The organism is Bacillus infantis NRRL B-14911, assembly GCF_000473245.1.
GTDB classification, from domain to species: Bacteria; Bacillota; Bacilli; order Bacillales; family Cytobacillaceae; genus Bacillus_AB; species Bacillus_AB infantis.
On sequence record NC_022524.1, the window covers coordinates 1946804 to 1972174 of the forward strand.

At 43.3% G+C, this 25371-nt stretch carries 26 protein-coding genes; 25 read left to right on the forward strand and 1 reads right to left on the reverse strand.

What is annotated here, in order from left to right:
- Positions 1–13: 13 nt before the first annotated feature.
- From N288_RS09815 to N288_RS09915, 21 genes are all read left to right on the forward strand, one after another.
- Complete coding sequence (locus N288_RS09815; protein WP_009790982.1) at positions 14–754, forward strand: GntR family transcriptional regulator; 741 nt, start codon at positions 14–16, stop codon at positions 752–754.
- A gap of 95 nt (positions 755–849) precedes the next feature.
- A complete protein-coding gene (locus N288_RS25100; RefSeq protein ID WP_156917004.1) occupies positions 850–1128 on the forward strand; it encodes a hypothetical protein in 279 nt (92 codons plus the stop codon).
- Between the two features lie 304 nt (positions 1129–1432).
- Entirely contained in the window at positions 1433–3373 is a 1941-nt protein-coding gene (locus tag N288_RS09820; protein WP_009790985.1) for a BglG family transcription antiterminator, read from the forward strand.
- 240 nt (positions 3374–3613) lie between these two features.
- Positions 3614–3919: a PTS sugar transporter subunit IIB gene (locus tag N288_RS09825; protein ID WP_022543755.1), complete on the forward strand. Its 306-nt coding sequence runs from the start codon at positions 3614–3616 to the stop codon at positions 3917–3919.
- A gap of 14 nt (positions 3920–3933) precedes the next feature.
- Complete coding sequence (celB, locus tag N288_RS09830; RefSeq protein WP_009790987.1) at positions 3934–5283, forward strand: PTS cellobiose transporter subunit IIC; 1350 nt, start codon at positions 3934–3936, stop codon at positions 5281–5283.
- Between the two features lie 12 nt (positions 5284–5295).
- On the forward strand, positions 5296–6039 hold the full coding sequence (gene chbG / locus N288_RS09835; RefSeq protein ID WP_009790988.1) for a chitin disaccharide deacetylase: 744 nt from the start codon (positions 5296–5298) through the stop codon (positions 6037–6039).
- Positions 6040–6171: 132 nt separating this feature from the next.
- Complete coding sequence (locus N288_RS09840) at positions 6172–6486, forward strand: PTS sugar transporter subunit IIB (RefSeq protein WP_022543756.1); 315 nt, start codon at positions 6172–6174, stop codon at positions 6484–6486.
- Positions 6487–6569: 83 nt separating this feature from the next.
- Complete coding sequence (locus tag N288_RS09845) at positions 6570–6899, forward strand: PTS lactose/cellobiose transporter subunit IIA (protein ID WP_009790990.1); 330 nt, start codon at positions 6570–6572, stop codon at positions 6897–6899.
- Positions 6896–8224, forward strand: coding sequence for a 6-phospho-beta-glucosidase (locus tag N288_RS09850; protein WP_009790991.1), 1329 nt, complete (start codon positions 6896–6898; stop codon positions 8222–8224). The genes N288_RS09845 and N288_RS09850 overlap by 4 nt, the downstream gene beginning before the upstream one ends.
- Before the next feature lie 211 nt (positions 8225–8435).
- Positions 8436–9353: a LysR family transcriptional regulator gene (locus N288_RS09855; protein WP_009790992.1), complete on the forward strand. Its 918-nt coding sequence runs from the start codon at positions 8436–8438 to the stop codon at positions 9351–9353.
- A 140-nt stretch (positions 9354–9493) separates the two neighbouring features.
- On the forward strand, positions 9494–10597 hold the full coding sequence (locus N288_RS09860) for a 5-methyltetrahydropteroyltriglutamate--homocysteine S-methyltransferase (protein ID WP_022543757.1): 1104 nt from the start codon (positions 9494–9496) through the stop codon (positions 10595–10597).
- Between the two features lie 131 nt (positions 10598–10728).
- Positions 10729–11169 carry a cell wall hydrolase gene (locus N288_RS09865; protein ID WP_022543758.1) on the forward strand — a complete coding sequence of 147 codons (441 nt, stop codon included), beginning with the start codon at positions 10729–10731 and terminating at the stop codon, positions 11167–11169.
- Positions 11170–11468: 299 nt separating this feature from the next.
- Positions 11469–13058, forward strand: coding sequence for a malate:quinone oxidoreductase (locus tag N288_RS09870; RefSeq protein WP_083783059.1), 1590 nt, complete (start codon positions 11469–11471; stop codon positions 13056–13058).
- A gap of 99 nt (positions 13059–13157) precedes the next feature.
- Positions 13158–13622, forward strand: a complete 465-nt coding sequence (locus tag N288_RS09875; protein WP_022543759.1) for an NUDIX hydrolase — start codon at positions 13158–13160, stop codon at positions 13620–13622.
- A 217-nt stretch (positions 13623–13839) separates the two neighbouring features.
- Positions 13840–14442 carry a VanZ family protein gene (locus N288_RS09880; protein ID WP_009790999.1) on the forward strand — a complete coding sequence of 201 codons (603 nt, stop codon included), beginning with the start codon at positions 13840–13842 and terminating at the stop codon, positions 14440–14442.
- Positions 14396–15103 (forward strand): response regulator transcription factor, encoded by a 708-nt coding sequence (locus N288_RS09885; RefSeq protein ID WP_035400995.1) that lies wholly within the window; start codon positions 14396–14398, stop codon positions 15101–15103. Before N288_RS09880 ends, N288_RS09885 begins: the two co-directional genes overlap by 47 nt.
- Positions 15093–16223 (forward strand): sensor histidine kinase, encoded by a 1131-nt coding sequence (locus N288_RS09890; RefSeq protein WP_009791001.1) that lies wholly within the window; start codon positions 15093–15095, stop codon positions 16221–16223. Before N288_RS09885 ends, N288_RS09890 begins: the two co-directional genes overlap by 11 nt.
- Before the next feature lie 229 nt (positions 16224–16452).
- A complete protein-coding gene (locus N288_RS09895; protein WP_009791002.1) occupies positions 16453–16854 on the forward strand; it encodes an Rrf2 family transcriptional regulator in 402 nt (133 codons plus the stop codon).
- Positions 16855–16888: 34 nt separating this feature from the next.
- Complete coding sequence (locus N288_RS09900; protein WP_009791003.1) at positions 16889–17800, forward strand: NAD(P)/FAD-dependent oxidoreductase; 912 nt, start codon at positions 16889–16891, stop codon at positions 17798–17800.
- A gap of 23 nt (positions 17801–17823) precedes the next feature.
- Entirely contained in the window at positions 17824–18399 is a 576-nt protein-coding gene (locus N288_RS09905; RefSeq protein ID WP_009791004.1) for a class I SAM-dependent methyltransferase, read from the forward strand.
- A 648-nt stretch (positions 18400–19047) separates the two neighbouring features.
- Positions 19048–20253 (forward strand): YecA family protein, encoded by a 1206-nt coding sequence (locus N288_RS09915; RefSeq protein WP_009791006.1) that lies wholly within the window; start codon positions 19048–19050, stop codon positions 20251–20253.
- Positions 20254–20333: 80 nt separating this feature from the next.
- Here N288_RS09915 and N288_RS09920 read toward each other — a convergent pair whose 3' ends face one another.
- Positions 20334–21323, reverse strand: a complete 990-nt coding sequence (locus N288_RS09920) for a linear amide C-N hydrolase (RefSeq protein WP_009791007.1) — start codon at positions 21321–21323, stop codon at positions 20334–20336.
- A 232-nt stretch (positions 21324–21555) separates the two neighbouring features.
- On the opposite strand from N288_RS09920, the gene N288_RS09925 reads away from it, so the two are divergent.
- The 4 genes from N288_RS09925 to N288_RS09940 all read left to right on the forward strand — a co-directional run bounded on the left by N288_RS09925 (position 21556) and on the right by N288_RS09940 (position 25343).
- Entirely contained in the window at positions 21556–22890 is a 1335-nt protein-coding gene (locus N288_RS09925; protein WP_232217714.1) for a PepSY-associated TM helix domain-containing protein, read from the forward strand.
- Between the two features lie 12 nt (positions 22891–22902).
- Positions 22903–23364, forward strand: a complete 462-nt coding sequence (locus N288_RS09930) for a FixH family protein (RefSeq protein WP_022543761.1) — start codon at positions 22903–22905, stop codon at positions 23362–23364.
- 121 nt (positions 23365–23485) lie between these two features.
- Entirely contained in the window at positions 23486–24928 is a 1443-nt protein-coding gene (locus N288_RS09935) for a YcdB/YcdC domain-containing protein (RefSeq protein ID WP_009791010.1), read from the forward strand.
- Between the two features lie 118 nt (positions 24929–25046).
- The gene (locus N288_RS09940) at positions 25047–25343 is read left to right on the forward strand and encodes an SDR family oxidoreductase (protein WP_009791011.1); all 297 of its coding nucleotides are present in this window, start codon (positions 25047–25049) and stop codon (positions 25341–25343) included.
- Positions 25344–25371 lie beyond the last annotated feature (28 nt).

Consider the following 25371-nt stretch of genomic DNA (forward strand, 5'->3'; position numbering starts at 1 on the left):
TGAGGCGTTGACAATGGAAAAAGACAATCTAAATCGAGATCAGCTTTATTTATACGAAGAGATCATGACCGGACTCATGCACTATATTAAAAGCAATGGACTAAAAGAGGGAGATCGAATTCCCACCGAGAAAGAATTGGGAGATTTATTCAAAGCCAGCCGCATATCTATCAGGCGCGCCATCAAGGAATTAGTTGACGAGGGTACTCTTACAATTGTCAGAGGCAAGGGCACTTTTGTAAGTGCCCCAAGAAAAGAAATTCATTTATTGGACCTGCAGGGTTTTACCGAAGGATTAACAACCGAAAATGACACGATAACGAAAGATATCATTTCCATCCAAAAAATCAAAAGCAATCCGGATTTAGACAAGATTTTTAACAGCCGATATAAAGAGTATATTGAACTTGTGCGAAAGGTCTACCGCAATGACCAGGCGCTAAGCGTAGATTATGCCTATTTGCCTGTGGATCTTTATCCAGGCATCGAAGAAAAAATAACGCCCGAAAGTTCTACTTTTGCTATTATTCATGATGAGTATGCTGTTAAGTTTAAAAGAGTCCGTAAAAACCTGGAATTTGTCTATCCAGACGAAGAATTGCAAACACACTTAAAAGTGAATAATTTCAATTTACTTGTCCTGGTGGATAAAGTGATTTATGGTGAACAGGATTTACCTGTCCACTATTCAAAGTACTATCTGATTGCTGAACGTGTACAGTTGAGGTTAGAGCATATTATTAATCCTGAATGATTTATAACTGTACTTCCGGACTGAAAATCCCTTAGAAACGAACGTTTCTGGAAGTTATGGGTAAAAGTACTTCTTCAGGGGGGCGGATGAGATAAGTGGAGTTTGAAATAGCAAATTACAATATCACAAGATCATCTGGTTTTAAGGGATTTGACATCAATTTTGAAGTGGATGGCAAGGCTTTTGTTTTCCTGCTTGGCAATGATAGCCATCCTTTCCCAGTAGGAGTAAAACATCAATTTAGACTAAAAGGCAATTGCCCACTTTGCGGGAAAGTTATTTTTCCATCACCAATTGGGCAGCAGCCGTGTACATATTTTGCTTATAATAAGCAACAGGATTTATTGGTGTATTTTGCGCCATTTTTGCCATAATACTAAAATTTTTTTGATTGATAGCACTTATAGGGAGACTGCTCTGAGCAGCTCCCTATTTATTTTGCCGGGTGATGGGTTAATGGTCTATTTACCCCAATTTTTTTTGTGAAAGTGCCCAAATTAAACTTTTTTCTATTAAAATGGTATTAACTTAACATATTTCTGATAATTTAGATAACTAAGCATTTTTAATGACAAGTATTTGGATCCTGGAAAATAACTTCCAGATGTTTACTTATAACAATAGTTCTAAAGAATTACAAAATAGATAAAAAATACTGTTGGTGGGGGGAAGATTAGAATGCTGAATACCCGAATGAGCAGTATTCTAAAAGCTTTAATAGAAACAGATGATGTAATCACAAGCGAGTACTTGGCAAATATCATACAGGTTACTTCCCGTACAATCAGGAATTCCATAAAAGAGTTAAATATGCTGCTTGCTGAAAATGGCGCTGAAATTAAATCGGTCCGCGGAACTGGATATAAATTGACTGTTGGGGATGATGCCAAATTTCAAAATTTGCTGGCTCAAGTTGCAGGAGAAGATTCATTAAAAAGCGGGCATATACCGAACCTTCCGGAAGATCGTGTCCAGTTTCTGATCAAGCGGCTTCTTTTTGCTGATAAATATGTGAAACTGGATGACCTGGCTGAAGAATTATTCATCAGCAAATCTTCCATTCAAAATGATTTAAGAGAGGCCAAAAGGATTTTACAGCAGTATGCTATTACAGTTGAGAAGCGGCCGAATTATGGTCTCAAGTTAAAGGGAGATGAAGTTAAACTTCGCTTTTGCATGTCCCAGTATATTTACAATCGGGAAAAAACGGTCCTTGACCTATTTGAAAGCCGCATGTCCATTCTTCCAAAAGAAGAAGTCCAGCTGATCCGTAAAATTATTCTTGATCAAGTGCGGGTAAGCGGTATATCACTTTCCGACATGGGCCTGAATAATTTGATCACTCATATTGCCATTGCCTGCTGCAGAATACGATGTGAAAAATATGTAATGATATTCCCGAAAGACATGCATGAAATCATAAACCAAAAGGAGTATATAGTAGCTTCTGAAATAGTCCAGGAAATAAATAAACATCTTTTCGTAGAGTTTCCAGAGTCGGAAATTGCCTATATAGCCATTCATTTAATGGGGATCAGAATGATTGCTCATTTTCATTTGAATGAAACAGAAATACGCAGTCTTGTTGATGAGGAAGTCTTTAATCTGGCAAAAAAAATCCTGAGTATGATTGAACAAAAGCTAAAGCTGGGCATTAAAAATGATAAAGAATTGTTTGTTAGCATGTGTTTGCATCTTAAGCCCGCATTAAATCGGTTCCGATTCGGCATGAATATCCGGAACCCGATGCTGGATGCGATAAAAGCTAACTATCCGGTAGCCTTTCAGGCAGGCGTCCTGGCTGGAATTTGTATCAAAGAAGAATATGGATACCAAATTGGTGAAAGCGAGGTCGCCTATCTGGCTCTTCACTTTGGTGCGGCGATGGAGAGAGTCAAAGCAAACCATTCAGTCAAACGCTGTCTGATTGTCTGTGCTTCAGGAGTCGGCAGTGCCCGGCTTTTATACCACAAGCTGGAGTCCCAATTTGGTTCCAGGCTGGAGCTGGCAGGAACAACAGAATATTATAAAATAAATGAAATCCCGCTGGATACGATCGATTTTATTGTCAGTACAGTTCCCATTGCCTCTGAGCTTCCAGTCCCGGTCATTCAGGTGAACACCATACTTGGGGGAACAGATTTATTAAAGATTGAAAGAGTACTGGATGATTATACCGGACAGTCTTTCGCTTATACAAGAAAAGAGCTGGTTTTCCTGCAGAAGGAATTTGAAACAAAGGAAGAAGTTTTAAAGTTTCTGGCACGTGAATTAACAGATCTAGGTTTGACTGATGAACACTTCTTGCCTGCTGTTTTGGAAAGGGAGGAAGTTTCTCCAACTTGCTTTGGAAACCTGGTTGCCATACCTCATCCGATTATGCCGCGAACGGATGAAACATTCTGGGCTATATGCACACTTCAGAAACCTGTCGACTGGGATGATAAGCGGGTTCAATTTGTTTGTTTGCTATGTGTAAGAAAAAACAGTAAAGAAGACTTGGTCAATATGTACAAGCTCCTGATAGAAGTGGTAGAGGACAGCACTCTGGTACATCATTTATTGAAATGTAAAACCTATAAAGAGTTTATCTCTGTTTTTCTAAGCAAAAAAAAATAAATGCCGTTCCACCATGCCAGTCAACTTGGCATAGTGTTTTTAAGTTTGTAAACAAACGAAATGACGAAGAAGATAAAGTTTAAAAAAATTACTTCAGCTGAAGGAAAAATAAAATAGTCAGAATTGTCTAATAAAAAATTTCCGTTGCTCAACGGAAAAAGTGTATGTGTTAATGGAAGCGTTTTCATTTTAATATTAAGGTACGAGCAAGGAGATTCCACTTAAAAGAGGGGTGATAAAGTGAACATATTGCTGTGCTGTTCAGCCGGGATGTCTACAAGTCTATTAGTTACAAAGATGGAGAAAAGTGCAAGAGAACAAGATAAAGAATATACCATTTGGGCTGTTTCAAGTGATGCGGTGCACCACCATATTGACAGGGCGGATGTGCTGCTTCTAGGCCCTCAAGTGCGTTTTATGCTTCCTCAATTGAAGAAGCTGGGTGAAGAAAAAAAGATCCCGGTTGACGTAATTAATATCGTTCACTATGGCACATGCAATGGGACCGAAGTATTAAGCTTTGCAGAAAAATTAGTAAATAAATAGGGGGAGTGAGTTTAATGAGCAAAATGAATGATTTCCTTGAAAATAAGGTGATGCCTGTGGCAGGCAGGGTAGCGGGCCAGCGCCATCTTCAGGCACTCCGTGATGGAATTATCCTGACGATGCCGCTGATTATTGTCGGTTCATTATTCCTGATTCTTGGTTTCTTGCCTATTCCCGGCTATGACGACTTCATGGCAAATACATTCGGTGATCAATGGCTGACAAAGCTGATGTATCCAGTGGGTGCGACCTTCGATATTATGGCCTTGATTGCCGCCTTTGGCATAGCTTACCGCCTTGCTGAAAAATATGGAGTGGATGCGCTGTCTGCAGGTGCAATTTCTGTTGCGGCATTTCTTTTGGCAACACCGTACCAGGTCTCCTTTACGCCAGACGGAGCATCAGAAGCAGTACTTGTAGGAGGAGCGATCCCGGCCGCTTTAATGGGAAGCAAGGGACTTTTTGTAGCGATGCTTATTGCCATGCTCTCAACGGAAATATACCGATTTATCATCCAAAAAAATATCATTATAAAAATGCCTGATGGCGTACCGCCTGCTGTCAGCAAATCATTCGTTGCACTCATTCCAGGTTTTATTGTTATCACGGTCATTTGGGTTCTTCGCCTGCTAGTAGAGCAGACGGATTTTCAGAGCTTGCATAATATCATTGGCGAAGTGCTTGGAAAACCACTTGGCATTCTGGGCGGAAGTTTGATTGGCAGCCTGGTTGCAGTATTTCTTGTACAGCTGTTATGGTCCTGTGGATTACATGGAGCTTCCATTGTTGGAGGAGTAATGGGGCCAATTTGGCTCTCAGCAATGGATGCCAACCGCCTTGCGTTCCAGGGGGGCGAAACTTTGCCGAATATATTCACACAGCAATTTTTCGATATCTTTGTATATATAGGAGGAAGCGGCGCAACGTTAGCATTGGTGCTTGCGATGATTTTGAGGGCACGAAGCAAGCAAATGAAGCAATTAGGCCGTTTAGCTATCGGGCCGGGACTATTCAATATTAACGAACCTGTCGTATTTGGAATGCCAATTGTGATGAACCCTATTTTGATCGTTCCGTTTGTACTTACACCGCTTGTAATGGTCTTAACCACCTATATTGGCATGAGTACAGGGCTGGTCGCAAAACCGGCAGGCATTGCGGTTCCATGGACAATGCCTCCGATTATCGGGGGATATTTGGCAGCAGGAGGAAAAATGTCAGGTGCTGTCCTGCAATTAATAAACTTTGCCTTAGCTTTTACCATCTATTATCCTTTCTTCCGCATCTGGGATAAACAAAAGCTCGTTGAAGAAGGCGGTTTTCAGCCTCCAGTCGATGCCAATAAAAAAGTTGCAAGCATGTAAGGAGCTGAAGTAATGACTAAGTTAATCATCAATGCCGATGATTTCGGCTATTCAAAAGGAGTTAATCTGGGAATCATTGAAGCCTTTCAAAATGGTGTGGTTACCTCAACCACATTAATGGCAAATATGCCTGGAGCAGAACATGCTGCCGGACTGGCGAAGAATAACCCTGGCCTTGGAGTGGGAATCCATTTCGTGTTGACCTGCGGAAGGCCGGTAAGCAATGAAGCGGCCTCGCTTGTAAATAGCCAAGGAGAATTTAACAGGATATCGGCAATAGAGGAGGATGGAATTCCAGAGGAAATTGAACTTGAATTAAGGAGCCAATTTGAAAAGTTCATTTCTTTTGGCATAATACCCACTCATATCGACAGCCATCATCATGTGCATTCACTTCCAAATGTTTATCCCGCTGTAGAAAAAATAGCCAGGGAAAATCAATTGCCTATTAGAAAAGTAAGTTCAGATCCAAACCCATTGCAGCCTGTCCAATATTTTAATCATGAATTTTATGGAGATCAGCTGACGACAGAGTATTTGCTCGAACTGCTTGATAAAGCACGTCCTTATGAAACTGCAGAGTTAATGACACATCCTGCTTTTGTTGATGAACAGGTCTATGCTGGCAGTTCATATGCTTTGCAGCGTGTCAGAGAACTAACCATATTAACCGACCCTGCTGTTCAAACGGCCATTACTGACAAGGGCATAGACCTTATAACCTTTAGGGAGGTTTCTATTAAGTCCGTGGTTTGAAAGGGATGAACAGGTTCCTGGACTGGCATGGTCCGGAACCTGTTTAGATGAATTCCAGTGATAAAAAAAGAATTAATGAATTTTATGGAGGACATTTTTTGCAAGATAAACAAATCAGGGAGGAATAAGAGGATGAATATTTTGCTATGCTGCGCAGCAGGAATGTCTACAAGCTTATTGGTGACTAAAATGGAAACAGCAGCTAAAAGCCAGGGCATTGAGGCAAAGATTTGGGCGGAAGGGGCAGATGCAGTTAAACGGCATATTGACAATGCAGATGTATTGCTCCTTGGTCCGCAGGTGCGTTACTTGATGCCTCAAATGAAAAAGCTATGCGAGGAAAAAAATATACCAGTTGATTCTATTAATCCTGTTCATTATGGAATGTGCAATGGACCGGAAGTTTTAAAGGCTGCTATTGATCTGATTAACGGTCAAAAGGGATAGCTTCATAGGTTCCCTTCTTGCACATGAAATAGGTAGAACGTGTCTTTTATAAATAAATCATAAAAGGAAGGGATGTTTTCTTTATGGCTGGCATCGAAGAGACAATCTTTCAAATCATCCTTCACGGCGGCAATGGGAAAAGCTCTGCCATGGAAGCAATTGCTGCTGCCAAGAGCGGGGACATACCAGGGGCAAGAAAGAAAATAGAGGAAGCTGCTAATGAACTGAATAGCGCGCATCTCATCCAAACGTCTCTGATCCAAAGGGAAGTGAGAGGAGAAAGTACAGAGATTACTTTGTTAATGGTGCATGCTCAGGACCATCTTATGAATGCGATTACGATAAAAGACATGGCAGGCGAATTTGTAGACTTGTATGAGCACGTAAATCTATCCGGAGGTGTGAATGCATGAAAAAAGGAATAAAAATAGCTACCATTGGTGGGGGGTCAAGTTATACTCCTGAGTTAGTTGAAGGCTTTATTAAGAGGTATCATGAGCTGCCGGTAAGTGAGCTCTGGCTGGTTGATGTAGAAGCTGGAAAAGAGAAGCTCGAGATTGTAGGGAATCTCGCTAAACGGATGGTTCAGAAGGCAGGGCTCCCCATTGAAGTTCATCTGTCCCTTGATCGTAAAGAAGCCTTGAAGAATGCAGATTTTGTAACAACGCAATTTCGGGTAGGATTATTAGATGCACGGGCAAAGGATGAAAGAATCCCTTTAAAATACGGGGTGCTGGGACAAGAAACAAACGGTCCTGGTGGATTATTCAAGGGCTTGCGGACCATACCGGTTATTTTAGATATTTGCAGAGATATGGAGGAATTGTGTCCTGATGCCTGGCTGATTAACTTTACAAATCCTGCTGGAATGGTAACGGAAGCAGTGCTCCGCTATTCTAATTACAAAAAGGTAGTTGGCCTCTGCAATGTACCTATAGGAATGGAAATGGGAATTGCTAAACTGCTTGATGTGGAACATTCCCGGATCCGGATCGATTTTGCCGGATTGAATCACATGGTATATGGTCTGGATGTGTACCTGGATGGGGAGAGTGTAAAAGGAAAAGTAATAGACCTTCTCACTGATCCGCAGAACAGCAGCTTTGTAAAGAATGTTCAGGGAATTGGATGGGAAACATCTTTTCTTAAAGCCCTAAACGTTCTTCCATGCCCATACCATCTGTATTATTATAAAACGAGGGAAATGGTAGAGAAGGACTTGAAAAATTCAGAGATGGAAGGTACCCGTGCAGAGGTAGTCCAAAAACTTGAAAATGACCTTTTCGAACTTTATAAGGATCCCAACCTGGACATTAAGCCGCCGCAGCTTGAGAAACGCGGAGGCGCATACTATTCTGATGCAGCTGTCCGGTTGATTTCTTCTATGTACAATGACAAACGCGATATCCAGCCTGTCAATACATTGAATAATGGAGCGATAGCGAGCCTTCCGGATGATTCAGCAGTCGAGGTAAGCTGTATTATTACCAAGGATGGCCCAAGGCCTATTGTCATGGGTGATCTCCCTGTGCCGGTCCGCGGATTGGTCCAGCAGATAAAATCTTTTGAACGAGTCGCTGCAGAAGCTGCTGTCACGGGAGATTATGATAAAGCTGTCCTGGCACTGACGATCAATCCTTTAGTTGCATCTGACAAGCTGGCAAAGCAAATTGTGGACGAAATGCTTGAAGCCCACAAAGAACATTTGCCGCAGTTTTTTAATAAGGTAGAAGCATAGAATACATAAGAATCTGGCTGCTGGGGCTGGATTCTTTCTTTTGCTTCAACACCTGGATCAGAAGTGTGTAAGCGCCAGAAGGATTTAATGGATTATTGCTGTAGATTGCCTTATAATCTTCTCCAAACCAGCTAGAAATTATGGAGAATTCTGCACCACATATACTATTTAGCAGCTTTAAAGCAAAAAACTCTTTGTAAAGGAAGTAGCCATGACACTACAACAGCTAAAATACGTAATCGAAGTAGCCAGAAGCCGTTCGATCAACAAAGCGGCACAAAGGCTGTTTATCAGCCAGCCCAGCCTTTCGAATGCACTGAAAGAGCTGGAAGAGGAAGTGGGAATCACGATTTTTTCGCGGTCCAATAAGGGGATTATCATCACTCCTGAAGGATCAGAGTTTCTTGGCTATGCCAGGCAGGTGGTTGAGCAGGCGGAGCTTCTTGAAAACCGTTATACGAATGCACGGTCCCCGCAGCAGCACTTTTCTGTTTCTGCCCAGCACTATGCCTTTGCGGTCAGTGCGTTTGTCCGCCTGTTAAAAGAATATGATCCGGAGGAATATGAATTCAGCCTGCGGGAAACGAAGACCTATGAAATCATTGATGATGTGAAGAACCTGCGCAGTGAGATCGGGATTTTGTATGTGAATGAATTCAATAAAAATGTCATTTATAAGTTTCTGAGGGAAGGAAGTCTGGAGTTTCATGAGCTGTTTGAGGCAGATCCCCATATATTTATCAGCTCCACAAATCCGCTTGCGGAAAGGGATTATGTCACTTTATCTGATTTGGATCCGTATCCATATCTCTCTTATGAGCAGGGAGACTATAATTCCTTCTATTTTTCCGAGGAGATTCTCAGCACCCTTTCCAGGCCGAAGAATATCCGGGTGACGGATCGGGCCACTCTGTTTAATCTGCTGATCGGGCTGGACGGCTATACCATTTCAACAGGTGTTATCAGCCATAAATTAAACAGCAAGGATATCATAGCCATTCCCTTAAAGGTGGATGAGAAGATTAATGTGGGTTATATCACGCATAAAAATGTGACCAACAGCCCGCTTGCGAATATTTATATTCAATATTTAAAAGAAAGCATAAAAGAAGAGCTTGGCGGGTTATAGCTTTAAGCTATAACAAGGCATAGCGACATTGTGTTACGTTATAAGAACTTCCCTGTGCTACACTTACTTTAATGAAAACAAGCCAAGTTCCAGGGCAGCATTTTTATAAGCCTTGGATATATGGGGAGAGGGAGTTCATTATGACTAAGACACTTGTTAAAGCTCCATTCAGAGCAGATCATGTAGGAAGCTTATTGCGCCCGGAGAGGATCCATAAGAGCAGGAAGGAGTTCCAGGAAGGCACGATTACAGCCCAGGAGCTGCATGCTATTGAGACAGAAGAAATCAAGAAGATTGTGGACAAGCAAATTGAGGTCGGCCTTCAGGCTGTCACCGATGGGGAATTCCGCCGCCGGTTCTGGCATACCGATTTCCTTGAGCATTTGAATGGGGTGGAGGGCTATGTGCCGGATCATGGCTTTGCCTTCAAAGGGGAAGAAACGGAAAGATATGATGTGAGAGTCACAGGAAAAATTACGTTTAACCAAGATCATCCGCATATTAAAGACTTTATCGAATTTAAAGAAATTGTCGGTGACCGTGCGGTTGCAAAGCAGACCATCCCAAGCCCTAACCAATTATTTAACGCAGGCATCCGCAACCTTGATATCTATCCGGACGTTGAAGAATATGCGAATGATATCATCAAGACTTACAAGGATAGCATCAAAGCCTTCTATGATGCAGGCTGCCGCTACCTTCAATTTGATGATGTGTACATCGCCGGCCTGAATGCACCGGAAATTCCATTCAATGACAGCGGCTATTCACGTGAGGAATTAATCAGCCTGGCATTAAGAGTTGTGAACGGTGTGCTGGAGGATAAGCCGGAGGATCTGACTGTAACCACTCACCTTTGCCGCGGGAACTACCGCTCTAAATGGGCATTCGAAGGCAGCTATGCCAAGATTGCGCCTGTATTGTTTGCAAAAGAGAAGGTGAACGGATTTTTCCTGGAATACGATGATGACCGTTCCGGCGATTTCGGTCCTCTGGAGTTCGTTCCAAATGGCGGCCCGCTGGTGGTGCTGGGTGTATTCACGTCCAAGCATGGCACTTTGGAAGACAAGGAGAACATTAAAGCACGTGTAGAAGAAGCAACCAAATATCTGCCGCTGGAGCAATTATGCATCAGCCCTCAATGCGGATTCGCTTCTACCCATCACGGCAATATCCTGACAGAGGAAGAGCAGTGGGCTAAGCTGAAGTATATTGTAGATATTTCTAAGGAAATTTGGGGATAAAATATTTAGCGAACAGCTTATGGATGCTGTTCGCTTTTTTTTGTACCGATTATAAAAAGGACATCCCCATTCCACAATCACTAACATTCAAACAGGCCTCCCCATCATACACTGTCATGGAGGTGAGATATATGCCACGAGTGAATTACCGAAGTGCTGACGTAGACCTGATGGCCAGGATGATGCGGGCAGAGGCCGAAGGGGAAGGCAAGCAGGGGATGCTGTACGTGGGAAATGTGATTGTGAACCGTCTTTTAGCCAATTGTTTGGATTTTAAGGATTTGAGATCCGTTCGGGATGTCATCTTTCAGGTGCAGGGCGGAAATTATTCTTTTGAAGCCGTTCAAAAGGGGAATGTGTTTTATCAAAGGGCAAGGGAAGCGGAGAGAAGATTAGCCAAGCAGAACCTTGATTATTGGAGACAGCATCCGGGGAAGTATGCTCTCTGGTATTTTAATCCGTATGCCCCTTGTCCTCCCACTTGGTATGATCAGCCTTTTGCCGGCCAGTTTAAGAATCATTGTTATTATGAACCGAAGGCAGGGACTTGTGAGGCTGTTTATTCCGGGTAAGCTTACTCTCTTTGAGTAGGCTTTTTTATTTTCACGGCAGCAGAAAGGGTGAAGATTAATATGCCAGTTTTTGAAAAAAATGCTGAGCCCTGATATGCCATACTTGTTAACGCTTACTTTTTATTTTAATATAGGAATATAATATATATAAATTTCCAATCCTGATATAATGATAAAAGTACAGAATTTTTGATTTTTCCAGTATAAAGTGAACCTTTGCACTTTTTTCCAAACGAAAAATAATATATAATTATCAGATAATAGTAGATAAATTACCCAATAAATCATTATAATAGAATATGAAAGGGTTTTATTTGAAACGGAAAAGTGAATTTCTAGGTGAAATAGCGCACAATCTTTTTTCACATATAGGAGGCAAAGAACGTATTATGAGCAGCGTACAGAAAGCAACAGACGTAATCTTAATTGGTGCCGGGATCATGAGCGCAACATTGGGTTCTTTTCTGAAGGAGCTTGCTCCTGAGTGGGAGATCAAGGTTTTTGAGAAGCTTGCGGGTGCAGGGGAAGAAAGCTCGAATGAGTGGAATAATGCGGGTACAGGCCATGCTGCCTTGTGCGAGCTGAATTATACGCCAGAGAAGCCGGATGGCTCTATTGATATAAAGAAAGCGATTAATATTAACGAACAATTCCAGCTGTCGCGCCAGTTTTGGTCTTATTTAGTCAAAAAGGACCTTATCCGCAATCCTCAGGAATTCATCATGCCTATACCGCATATGAGCCTTGTGGAAGGTGAGAAAAATGTAGAATTCCTGCAAAAACGATTTAAAGCGCTTTCAGGTGTCCCGCTGTTTCAGGGCATGGAATTCTCAAGTGATCCAAGGAAATTGAAGGAATGGATTCCTCTTATCATGGAGGACCGGAAATCAACCGAACCGATCGCCGCCACGAAAATTGATTCCGGTACTGATGTGAACTTCGGTGCTTTGACAAGGATGCTGTTCGACTATTTAAAAAAGCAAAATGTAGAAATGAATTACAAGCATACGGTAAAGGATATCAAGCGCAACAGCCAGGGCTTGTGGGACGTGAAGGTAAAGAATCTTGAGAGCGGTGCTGTGGAACACCATACTGCCAAGTTCGTATTCATCGGTGGCGGGGGCGGCAGTCTGCCGCTGCTGCAGAAAACCGGGATTCCTGAGTCGAAGCGTATTGGCGGCTTCCCTGTCAGCGGACTTTTCCTTGTCTGCAATAACCCGGAGGTCATTGCCAGGCACCATGCCAAGGTATACGGGAAAGCAAAGGTCGGAGCGCCGCCAATGTCGGTTCCGCATCTTGATACAAGGTATATCGATAACAAGAAGTCCCTGCTGTTCGGGCCTTTTGCCGGATTCTCTCCTAAGTTCCTGAAAACTGGTTCCAATTTCGATCTGATCGGTTCTGTTAAACCGAATAATGTCTTTACCATGCTGGCAGCGGGAATGAAGGAATTCCCTTTGACGAAGTATTTGATCGAGCAGGTACTGCTGTCGCATGAAAAGCGGATCCAGGAACTGCGCGAGTTCATCCCGAATGCCAAGAGCGGTGATTGGGATACAGTTGTAGCCGGCCAGCGTGTTCAGGTCATCAAGGACACAGAAGCAGGCGGCAAAGGAACGCTGCAATTTGGGACAGAGGTTGTAAGTGCTTCAGACGGTTCGGTTGCTGCCTTGCTCGGCGCATCTCCAGGTGCATCAACTGCTGTACAGGTCATGCTTGAAGTGCTAGAGAAATGCTTCCCTGAGCATATGCAGAAATGGCAGCCGAAAATCAAAGAAATGATTCCGTCATTCGGTGTGTCGCTGGCCAGCAATCCAGCACTTTTCCATGAGATCCAGACTTCAACAGCCGAGACACTTGGCTTAAGGAAAAAAGAACTGGTTTCCTAGAAAATTATTATGTCAACTTCAAAATCAACTAGAACCTTTAATCATGATAAGATTAGAGGTTCTTTTTCTATTTAAATGAGAAGGAAAGTGGGAAGGAAAATGGATTATATAAAAACAATGCGAAAATGGATTGGACACGAAACGCTATTCACTGTCGGCTGCGGCATGATCATTGAGAACGAGGGAAAAATCCTCCTTCAGCACCGTACAGACGAAGATAATTGGTGCATACCCGGCGGAGTGATGGAGCTGGGCGAAACATTTGAGAAGACAGCTAAAAGAGAAACCTTTGAAGAAACAGGACTTGAGGTTCAGGAGCTTGAGCTGTTCGGGATTTACTCAGGGGAAAAATGCTTTGTTGAATATCCCAATAAAGACAGGGTATTCAGTGTCCAGATTATATTCAAAACCAGCTCTTTCAGCGGGACCTTAAAGCAAACGGGAGACGAAAGCAGGGAGCATCGGTATTTTGAGAAGAGCGGCCTGCCAGGCAATTTAAATCCAAGGCAGAAAGAGTTTATTCAAGATTGGGCGGAGGGGAAGAAGACGCCTGTACTGGATTAAAATGAAAGAGTAATCTGTATACAGGCATCCAACTGAAGGAGTATCTGATATTTGAAAACCCTGCAAAATTGCGGGGCTTTTCTATATGTGCAAGCAATCCGCAGACAGACCCATTAAATCCTGAATAATTTAGTCATCCTTAATTCTTTCTTTAAAAATTCTTTAACGTTTCCTCCTATACTGAGTTTTGTTAAGAGAATGATTAGGAGGAAAGATAATGGAAAAATCGATTATGTTCACTATTGAATCATGGTATGTGCTTGGCCCGCTCTTTTTTATGGGGCTTCTGGTCCTTGCCGTCTGGGGTAAGCGTCAAAATAGGAAGGTGACCATAGCTCAATACGTTGTTTTATTGTCATTTGGAATATACTTGCTTTGCGTGATCCATCTTGTGTTTTTCCCGATAGAGGTGAATATAGGAAAGTATGCGAATCAGACAAAGTGGTATCAGACTGTGAACTTTATACCTGTGCTGACAATTGATATAACGACTTTTATGCTGAATGTACTTATGCTTGTGCCATTCGGGATGTACCTTCCGTTCCTGAACAGGAGAATGGTTTCCTTAAAAGACGCTGCAAAGTTCGGCTTTGCATTGAGTCTTGCTTTTGAATTGGTTCAGCTGCTGATCAGGGTGACGCTTGGAAGCGGCAGAAGCACGGATGTGAATGATCTGCTGGCAAATACAGCAGGAGCAATAGTTGGATTTTTCATAGTGAAAAGCTTGTTCAAGATAAATTTTATTGGCGGTCTGCTGAAGCAGTTTCAGCTGCATGAAAAGAAGGGAGAGTCAGTCATTGACGAGAATATTGATTGTTGATGATGATCAGCATATTACTGAGCTGATTGAGGTGTATTTAAAGAATGAAGGGTATGAGGTCAGTAAAGCTGGCAATGGGGTTGAGGCATTGAACAGCTTCGGCAAAAGCCAGCCGGATTTGATCATTCTGGATATTATGATGCCTGAGATGGACGGGCTGTCTTTTTGCACACAGGTGAGGAAGAGCAGCCAGGTGCCTATTCTGATGGTGAGTGCAAAGGTAGAGGATATGGACAAAATCGTGGGTCTGATGACTGGTGCCGATGACTATATGAGTAAGCCATTTAATCCGCTTGAGCTCACAGCAAGAGTGAAGGCTCTTCTCAGGAGAGCAAACTACTCCCAGCCAGAAAAGGGCGATGCTGTTCTGCAAATCGGCCCGCTTGCAATCGATAAACAAAAGCATCATGTGCTGGCGGAAGGTAATAGCATAAAACTGACTTCCATTGAGTTTGAGATCCTTTATCTGCTGGCAAGAAACCAGGGCCGTGTTTTTTCTTCTGAAGAAATATTTGAAAGTGTATGGAATGAACCAGGTGAAGGGTCCAATAAGACAGTTATGGTCCATATAAGCAATCTGCGTGAAAAGCTTGAAGCAGCTTTACCAGGCGAAAAAATCATTCACACGGTATGGGGAGTGGGGTATAAAATTGAAAGATAATTTTAAGCATATCCTCAGGTTCATTCCAAAATGGAAGATTGCGATCTATATCATCCTCTCTTTCTTCCTTGCACTGGCTGTTGCCGCCCTCCTATTGCCGGCTGTCTGGTATATCGAGGACAATTCGAGATTTGCTGAAAGCCTGCTGTTTCTTTTATTTTACGGAAGGTCATTGGTGCTTCTCGTTTTTTATGCAATCCTCATGATAGGGTTCCTGCTGCTTTTTTACCTGTACGAAAGAAAAAGGTACCTTAGCTATTATGTGAAAAAGCTGACAGAAGAGGTGCAGCAGCTGGCTTTTAAAGAGGGCAAAGCTGTATTATCCGGCAAAGGCGAATTCAGCAGGCTGGCTGAAGGGATTCAGGAGATCTTCACTAAATCAGAGCAGGCTATTGTAGAAGTAAGAAAAGCAGAACAGCTGAAAAATGAGCTGGTGACAAATGTGGCCCATGATCTCCGCTCTCCGCTCACTTCAATCATCGGCTATTTAAATTTAATCAATGAAGACCGCTATCAGGATGAGGTGGAGCTGCGCCATTATATCCAGGTCATCACTGATAAGACAGCAGGTTTGCATTCCTTGATAGACGACATTTTCGAATACACATACATGCAGAACCAGCAGGCACTCTTTGAAAAGCATCCGATCGATTTGGAGGAATTGATGAATCAGCTTGCGGTTCAATCCCGTGTGCAGCTGGAGGACGCGGGGATGGAGTGGCGGCAGTTCCTTGAAGGGGATGAACCCCCTATTGTTCTCGGGGACGGAGGGAAGCTGATCCGGGTCTTTGAGAACCTGATCCAAAACGCTGTCCGGTATGGCAGAGAAGGAAAGTATCTGGATATCATCCTTGGAGGCACAGGCCATAATGTCGAGATACAGGTTGCCAATTATGGGCCTGCCATCCCGGGGGCTGAACTGCCTCATATTTTTGAGAGGTTTTTCCGGGTAGAAAAATCCAGATCGCATTTTACTGGAGGGTCCGGGCTTGGTTTGGCTATAGCAAAGAGCATCATTGAGCTGCATGGAGGAACAATTGAAGCAAAGAGCAGACCGGGAAGGACAGCTTTTATCATCAGACTGCCAAGAGGATATAGTGATGAACGGCAAAGAACCTAATTAATTTCGGCTCCCGGCCAGTATAAAGTAGTTGGTAGGGAGAAAAATTTGAAAGGCCATATTACTTAACAGACCAAATCGCTTATGATTTGGTCTTCTTTTATTTTCTTTGTATCGCACTGGATATAAAAAATGTAATTCTCGTTGACTTTCTTTACCTCAAGTGATAAACTGGACACAATTGCAGATATTAAGAGTCTTTAATATCTTTTTATTAGAGGAGGTTATTATGAAATATTCAAACGCGACAAACTATGCTCTTCATACGATGGTCCATCTAATGCTGGAGCCTGGGGAGGGCACAGTGGGAGTACAGGAATTAGCAGAAATGCAGCACCTCTCCCCGACGTACCTTTCTAAGGTTTTAACCAAACTTGCGAAAGCGGGCTTGATCGAATCAACTCCTGGTGCAAAGGGAGGCTATAAAATTTCCAGAAAAAAACATGAAATATCCTTTTTGGATGTCATCCACGCGATTGAAGGGGAGACTAGCTTATTCGATTGCTCCATTCACCATGAAGGCTGCTTGATTGAGAACGTCATGAGACAGGCAGAGGAAAATATGAAAAGTGAACTGGCATCAAAGCTTCTAATCGATATCGCTAAAGAGGCAGAATCACAACGGAAATAAGAAAATATCTAAATTCATTGAGGGAGTGAACAAAATGGTATTAGACTGCGCGGTGATTGGCGGAGGCCCGGCTGGGTTGAATGCTGCTTTAGTGCTCGGAAGATCAAGACGTAAAACGATCCTGTTTGATGACAACAAACCGAGAAATGCGGTAACTTCTAAGTCCCATGGGTTTATCACAAGGAATGGTATACATCCGCAGGAATTCAAAAAGATTGCTCAAGGAGAATTAAGCAAGTACCCGAACGTGAGGCTTGAACCGCAGCGGGTGCATCGTATAAATAAAGAAAACAATTTGTTTCAAATAGAGACAGAAAACGCGGAAGTATATAGTGCCAAAAAAATAATAATCGCCACAGGCTTCAAGGAAATTCTTCCAGATATTCCAAAGGCGAAAGAGTTCTATGGCAAGAGCCTGTTCGGCTGTCCTTACTGTGATGGCTGGGAATTAAGAGATCGGCCGCTGGCGGTGATCGCTGAAGAGCAGCAGACTGCGTTTCATATGGCGAAGGTGGTGTCTAACTGGACGAATGATTTAATTATTTTTACGAACGGCAGGAAAGTCCTTTCGCTCGAAGAAAAAGCATTGCTCAAAAATAATGGCATCGGTATTAACGAAAAGAAGATTTCCTCACTCATTGGAAAAGAGGGGCTGCTGGAAAAAATCCAGCTTGAAGATGGAACTTCAGTGCTTCGTGAAGGAGGGTTCATTGCCTCGGAATGGAAACAAGCTGCTTCTTTTGATTCACTCGGCTACACACTGAATGAGCAGGGAGGGATTACAACTGACAGTTGGCAGCGCACGAACACAGAAGGGCTGTATGCCTGCGGGGATACGCGAATTGCCGGTGCTTCCCAGTTAATCATTGCGGCAGCGGAAGGCAGTATGGCTGCCATAGCTGTGAATGCAGCTCTTATAGAAGAGAAATATAGCCAGGATAAATAGAAGTCAAAAATAGGAGGATTTATATGAACCATCATTCTCATGGCAAGCACGAGAAAGGAAAAGTATCATACTTGGAAAGCCCAGAGCGGAGAAAGGTATTATCTCCCGAACAATTACTGAACATGATTCCTTTAAAGGAAAATGATAGCATGCTGGATTTTGGCGCTGGGACCGGTTATTTTTCCATCCCTGCAGCGAAAAGGATCAATGGCAGCGTATATGCGCTGGATAGCGATGCGGCTATGCTGGAAATCATAAAAGAGAAAGCATTGGAGGAACAGGTGACAAATATTGTCCCAGTGCTGGGGAGTATGGAGGCACTTCCTCTAAAAGACAGTTCTATCGATATCATTATGGCTTCTCTGGTCCTGCATGAAATTCAGCCACTCGCACCGCTATTACAGCAAATGAAAAATGTCCTGAAAAAAGAAGGTTATCTAATTTGTCTGGAACTTGAACCAAAGAAAAGTTCTGGGAAAGCGCCGAGAATTTCCATGGAAGGGATGGAGCGTGAAATGAAAGAAGCAGGATTTACAGTAACTGAGAAATCCTTTCCAGCATCATCTTTATACATGCTAATTGCGCAGGCAACGGAATAAGCAGATATTTTTTTATCTAATTAAGGATATTAAGTGTCTTTAAAGTATTTAATTTAAAAAGTTACGTGGTCTTTCCTTAAATAGAGGAGAGACCCTTTTTCTTATGTCACAAACACGGCAAGTCAGTATGTCATATACATCAAACCTGGGAGCGAAATTATGGAAGACCGACCCAAAACAGCAAGCCTTAAAATAAGCGGAGATTTTCCTGTTAGGCTGCTGAATATGGCACGGGAGGGTATAAATAAGCGGAAAATTTTCGGTGAAGCAGACGAAGTTGCCCTTTTTCCTGTTTTTGGAGTCGATAGCCGGAATTTCTCCGTCTATTTTGGCTATATTTATAGTTTTATTGAAATTAGAGGGAATTTCTCCGCTTATTTTTCAGCCTGCCACTGATTCCCTCATTCAGGTGCGGAAAGGACTGGTACTACATACTGACTATAGGAGACGTTAATTTTTGACAGCATAATCCTTTAAATCCCTTCAAATCAAGGGTTTATCATTATTGACGGACTATTTTCTATTTTGATTTATTTTATCCAGGCAGGCTCTTGTGTGTATAATAGTAGATTGGAAATGTACATGTATTCATGAATGAAAAATCGATGATTGATTGTGAATGAATAAGAGAGAAAGGAGTACATATACATGAGCGGAAATGCAGTACTTGAAAAACAGAAAAATAATATCCTGGACGGATTGAAAGATTTGAAGAAAAGCCAGGAAGTGAAGCAGTTCAAAAAGCACTGGAGTGAATTGAGTGTTCCTTTTACACTGAATGAAGGGCTGAGTCGTTTCACGAAAGGTGAACTTGATACAATAAGAAAAAATCTGGCCATTAAAAATGCGAGCAGCCTGAAAAAGGCGGAGCTGATCATCCTGCTACAGGAGAAAATTGCTGAAAATCTTGAAAGCATTCCTCTTAACTGGGACAGTGAAAGATTCCAGCTGCTGCTGGATATTGCCGAAAGCGGCGGACTGATGCCTGCACCACATATAGAGGCGCAGCAGATCGAATACTTCCGCGGAACCGGGATTATTTACAGCGGTATTATTGAAGGGGAGCCAGTTCTCGCTGTACCAAACGAACTGATTGATAAAGTAAAAGAACTAAAGAACAGTATACATATCAGATCTGCCGTCAATAAAAACACAGAATGGATCAGGCTTACAGGCGGGCTTCTGTATTATTATGGAACCCTGTCAATTGTTCAGCTGGCTGAATTTCTGGAAAAATATCTAAAACATCCAGTACACCTAAGGGAATATCTTAATGTAATCCGTGATGCCAACTCATTCCGTACGGAGCTGCAGATTAATGGGGATGGCTATTCTAATCGCAGGGTATTTGATGCTAAACGAGTGATCCAGGAGCATCAGGCAAGGAAGAGCCTATCATACTATCCTTTTACCAAACAGCAGCTGCTGGCGGCTGGTGAGCCTGGTTTTGTGGAAAGAAATAAAAGCTATATGCAGCTCGTCCAATTCCTGTCGCAGCATTTTGAAATTTCTAAAGAAGATGCAGACCAGGTCGCCGAAGAGTGTATTTTTGCAACAAGGGTAGGCGATACACCTGAAGATCTGATGAAATACTTAACAAGCATGTTTAAGTTCGACAGTGTTGAGAAACTGCAGGCACTGATGGACATAGTGGTGGAACTGATGAACAGCACAAGGGAATGGTTCCTCAAAGGCTATACCTCCCTGGAGCTGAGCAGCATGGAGAAAAAGCAGTTAAAGCCGCTGCCGGCTGCCGATAAAGACACTAATGCCGACGCAAAAGTGCGCAGAAATGACCCCTGTCCTTGCGGAAGCGGGAAAAAGTACAAAAAATGCTGCGGCAGATCAATATAACTCTATCAACATAAATGAAGAGGCTGCCCTGGACTGATTTTTTCACAGCAGGGGCTGCCTCTTTTTTTCATAACGAAAAATCAGCAGAGCTTCCCTGAAAGGTCCTGATGCCAGTCGGGCTGGCGGATATCAATCTGTTTTAGCTCTTGTGAATTCAGGTCCAGCTCGTTTAAATGGATAGCATATAGATTACTGTTGAAATCTGTGTAAAAATAATAGCTTCTGTTCGTATGGTCTCGTATCACACTCCATTGGGTCCAGCTGTAGATGCCGGGATATTCTCTCAGGTAAACAGTCCCTGCTGGTACTGATAAAGTCTGTAGGATTTGCCTGGCTTCTCCAATACTCTGCTGGGTATTCCTTGGATAAAACCTCGTTTTGCTGAAGAATTCTGCCCGGACAAAACGGGATTGCGGGGTAGGGTCTCCCGGAATCTGGCCGCTCCCGCCCAGTTCGACGCCGCAGAGAGAATTCTGCTTATCGGTCAGGCTCAGTTGCTCATATAAACTTAAATTGGCAAGATGCCACTCATATGGAGGGTCATTCGTCAAAACGCCCAGACTTGTTTGATAGGTTTTCATTTTTCCATCAATAAATTCGACAACTAAATGGCTGCCTGAAGCGTCACTGATGATATAGTGAAGGTTTCTTGATACATCAGGGACTGCTCTTGTGATGCTTAGCTGTGAGAGTCCGTTTTCAGCTTCCTCTACTGTTCTGAAGCTGCTTAGTACATAGGAAACCAGATTGTTATTATAAAGCAGCGGTTTGCCGGGGTCCGGCTCTGGATATTCACTGCAAAATAGCGATAAACCTGAAGCTGAAAGGCCAGCCTCATTGATTCCATCATAAAATATGACTATCCGGCCATCGGCAGGCTGATAGCTCACCCCGATAAAAGCAAGCTCGTTTTTCCACTTTATTTCTTCAGGCCTTTTTATTGCAGGAAAAGATTGGCCTCTGGGGACAAAGGTTACCTTCGTGGGATACTGTTCAGCCCAATCCCAGGTCCTTCCTGATATCAGAGGGGAATTTTTTCCTGACCGTGGAAATGATATATTCGTGCACATGCTATCTCTCCTAAATCAATTTTGTCTTACGAATATTTTATTCGCTCTTTTAAAAACTGCTTGTACCAATTCAGCAGGCAAAAGGCGGAAATGTTCACATATCATTGGCCAATTTAATTCTTTCACTGCAAAAACTTCATTCATCCCTCACATTTGCCCTTTATAGTATTTTTCGAGCAGCAGATTAAGAGATTTTCAAGATGAAAGGAATACAGCTTCTATGGAGAAAAAAATGAAACCGGAGGGCTCCCTCTATAAAACGGTTTGGCGATGGCATTTTTATGCCGGCATTATTTTTGCACCGTTCCTGATCATTCTGGCAGTGACAGGATCGGTCTACCTGTTCAAGCCGCAGATTGAACAGGTGATCTACAAGGAATATTATGAAGTCCAGCCGCAGGGGGATCGCATTCTTCCTTCAGAACAGCTTGAAGAAGTTAAGAGGCTGTATCCTGAGGCTTTTATATCGAAATACCGGCCTGGGGAGGGAGACGCCCGTTCTACTGAAGTAAGCATCATGAATGGGGAAGAGTCACTTACCGTATTTATTGATCCTTATACAGGAAAGTCATTGGGAACATTGAACAATGAGGACCGGATCATGGATAAAATTGAGGAAATCCATGGAGAATTGATGGCAGGAACCCTTGGCGACCGGGTTGTCGAATTGGCTGCCTGCTGGGCGGTTGTCCTGATTGTTACGGGCCTATATTTATGGTTTCCGAGGAAAACAAAAGGGCTGGCAGGCGTGCTGCTTCTCCGTTTGAATAAGGGAAAAAGAGTTTTCAGAAGAGATCTGCACGCTGTGCCTGCATGTTGGGTGACAGTAGGAATGCTTTTCTTAATCATGACCGGCCTGCCCTGGTCAGGCTTCTGGGGAGTGAACTTCCAGAACTGGGCCACGAACACAGGGGAAGGATACCCGCCTTCCGTCTGGACCGGGAGTGCTCCTGAATCGGAAATATTGACAAAAGACATTGCAGAAGTACCCTGGGCCGCCGAGAACCTCGAGGTGCCAAAATCGGAAGTGGAAGGCTTAATCCCGCTTTCTATTAATGATGCAGTCACGATTGCCCAGTATGAAGGCATGGATCCGGGCTATACAATCATTTTCCCTTCAACGAAGGAAGGCGTTTTTACACTTTCTGCTTTTCCGGCAAAGGCCCAGGATGAAGCCACCATCCATCTGGATCAGTATTCGGGTGCGGTGCTTGCCGATTACCGTTATGACAATTATGGCTTTATCGGGAAGCTGGTTGCCTGGGGAATCACCCTTCATAAAGGAACCCAGTTTGGACTGATCAATCAGCTGATAAGCCTGTTCATTTGTCTGGGCATCATTCTTGTCGCCGCAAGCGGGCTGTATCTCTGGCTGAAGCGGAAGCCGAAAAAAGGGATGGGTGCCCCTGCAGGTCCTTCAGCCTTAAAAATGAAGATGTTCCTGCTTATATTGATTGCACTGGGAATCATTTTTCCGCTTGTCGGCCTGTCGCTCATTGCGGTCTGGCTTGTGGACTGGCTCATCATCAGGCGGATTCAAGCTGTCAAAAAATTCATGAATGCATAAGGGAGTCTTATTGTGAAAAGAGTTTTATTTTTAATCGTAATGGGAGTGCTGCTTGGCGGCTGCTCCCTTGATGAAAATGCGGAGGAATTATATAAAATAGAGCAGCCGCTTCAGGCAGAAATCATGCTCCCTGACTCATTTGCTGCAGGTGAAGATGTGCCAATCCGGGCAGTGCTTACACAGAACGGAGAAAAAGTGGCAGGTGCAGATTATGTCCATTTTGAAATCTGGAAGCGGGACGGCAGCGTTCATTATCCAATGGAAGAAGCCGCTGATGAAGGTGAAGGTGTTTATCAGCTTACCAAAAAATTTGAACAGGATGGCGTCTATATAATTAAAGTGCATGCCAGCAGCGGCGGCTCGCTCATCATGCCGCAAAAGCAATTTGTTGTCGGGGAGCTTACCGAAGCCGAGCTGGAGGAGCTGATGAAGGAAGGAGAGGCGCCTTCCGGCAGTCATGAGGGACATCATTAAGGTATAAAATAGCAGGATCCATTGACAAATCCAATGGGTCTTTTTCCTATTCTGCCACATTTTTGAAGGTTATTAGATGGTATGATATTTGAAGATAAATAGCGTGAAAGGTGGGTTAAGGGTGAGTGAAGTATGGGAAAAACTGCTGACATTTGTTCCGCCGGGCATAATCAATAGGTTGGCGGAAAATGAGGAACAGATTTATGATCTTCTGGATTCAGGTACTTCAGAAAAAACTGGGAGCTATTCACTGGGTGAAAACGGCAAGCTTATCCATTTTGAAATAGAGGGGGAACCTCGTGCAGGGAATCTTTCCAAAGAAGAGATAGCAGATATTGCAGAAGGGTTCATTGGAGCCATTTATCAGGATCAGAAGGAGTTTGAGCTTTCTGCAGTCCTCGATCTGGGAAATCCTTATTGGGCTGTTTATGAAAAAAGAGATGAAAAGTACGGGTTATTTTTACATAGTACAGGATTTACTGTTTCCGTTTCGACTGCCGGCCAGGTGATGCGTTTTCACAGCAGCGGGGAGGAGTATGAAGTCAAGTACTCAGAAGAAGCAGTTTCCGAGAAAGAGGCATTGGAGAAATATCTCCATGGAGTAAAATTTGAGCTTTGTATTGAGCATTTTGACAAAGAGATTTTCAAGAATGGGGATCATCTATACCATCTTGCCTATGAGATTATTGAGCCGTTCACGGAGCTCCCGATTGATGGATCTGATTATAATCCCATCTGGGCGGAGCCTGCTGCTGATATGGCGATCTCTAGTGTTGAGCACAGTAATGAAACCATTTATGGTTTGTTCGGGATTAACCAGGATTACAAGCTCATGGAAACAAGGGAGAATGAAGGCAAGAAGGTCGAGGTTTGGACTAAGGAAGATGCCGGGTCGTATTCTTTTGAAATGGAAGAGGCAGATCACCATGTTCTGAAGCTATCCTTTGAACAAATGTCTGGTATGCTTCTGAGTGCTGTAAGCGGGGAGCTGCATGCCGGCGGCGGGGAAGAGATCGGGCAGGAAGCTGCCAGGAAAAAGGCAGTTGAGCTTATGTTCAAGCTGTATCCTGATGCCCATGAAAGATTCCGGCTGGAGGTTAACATAGACGAGGAAGAGGATGAGCCGGAGAACCTTGAAGAAGAGAGAGAAGAAACAGACCTGGATGGCCGGGATAAGGATTTTATTGAACAGGAGCCTGCCTACACCTTTTATTTTCACCTGTATTACAAGGGAATTAGGGCGGGGCAGCATGCGACGGTAATTGAAGTCGGGAAGTTTTCCGGGAAAGTCACTCATTTTCATCTTGATAGTCTGCCTGATGAGCTATATAGGCATTTGCCGGCCGAACCTGCCATCAGCCTTCAGGAAGCAAAAGATATATACCGGAAATTTGTCAAGATGGAAAAGATGTTCACGAGGGATTATGATGAAACCGGGAAATCTGTCTATTCCCTCTCTTACACGCCTTCATTCCCAGAAACAGTGGGCCATATCCGTTCAATAGATGCTGTTACAGGGAAAGCAATGTATGTGGATGTCGGTGATGCATTGTTTCTGGATTAAGGGAAGGTTTTCATTTCTTCGCCATCAAAAAACAAACCTGTTAAAGCCATATTAGGTCTCTTGGAGAAAAAGTCAGGCGTCATCATCAATGTAGCCTAAGCAGGCGGCCAGCGGGAAATTGCAGCCTATACTGCATGCAGTCAGTGGCATCACAAAAAATACAGGCATTATGTATGCGAATGAAGGCATCCGCTGCAATGCGGTTGCACCGGGCAGCGTTGAAACCAATATCAGCAGCTCCATGACCAATGTCAGTCCGTTCGGAATGAGCCGGATTCATCCCGGATTGGCTGTCAATCCGCGTGTAGGCAAGCCTGATGAAATGGCTCAAATTGCTCTGTTCCTGACATGGGAAGATTCCAGCTTTGTGAATAGGACTGTCAATACTGGTGATGCCGGGTGGACGGCATTTTAAGGAAGAGGTCTTTGGAGGAAGAATTTCT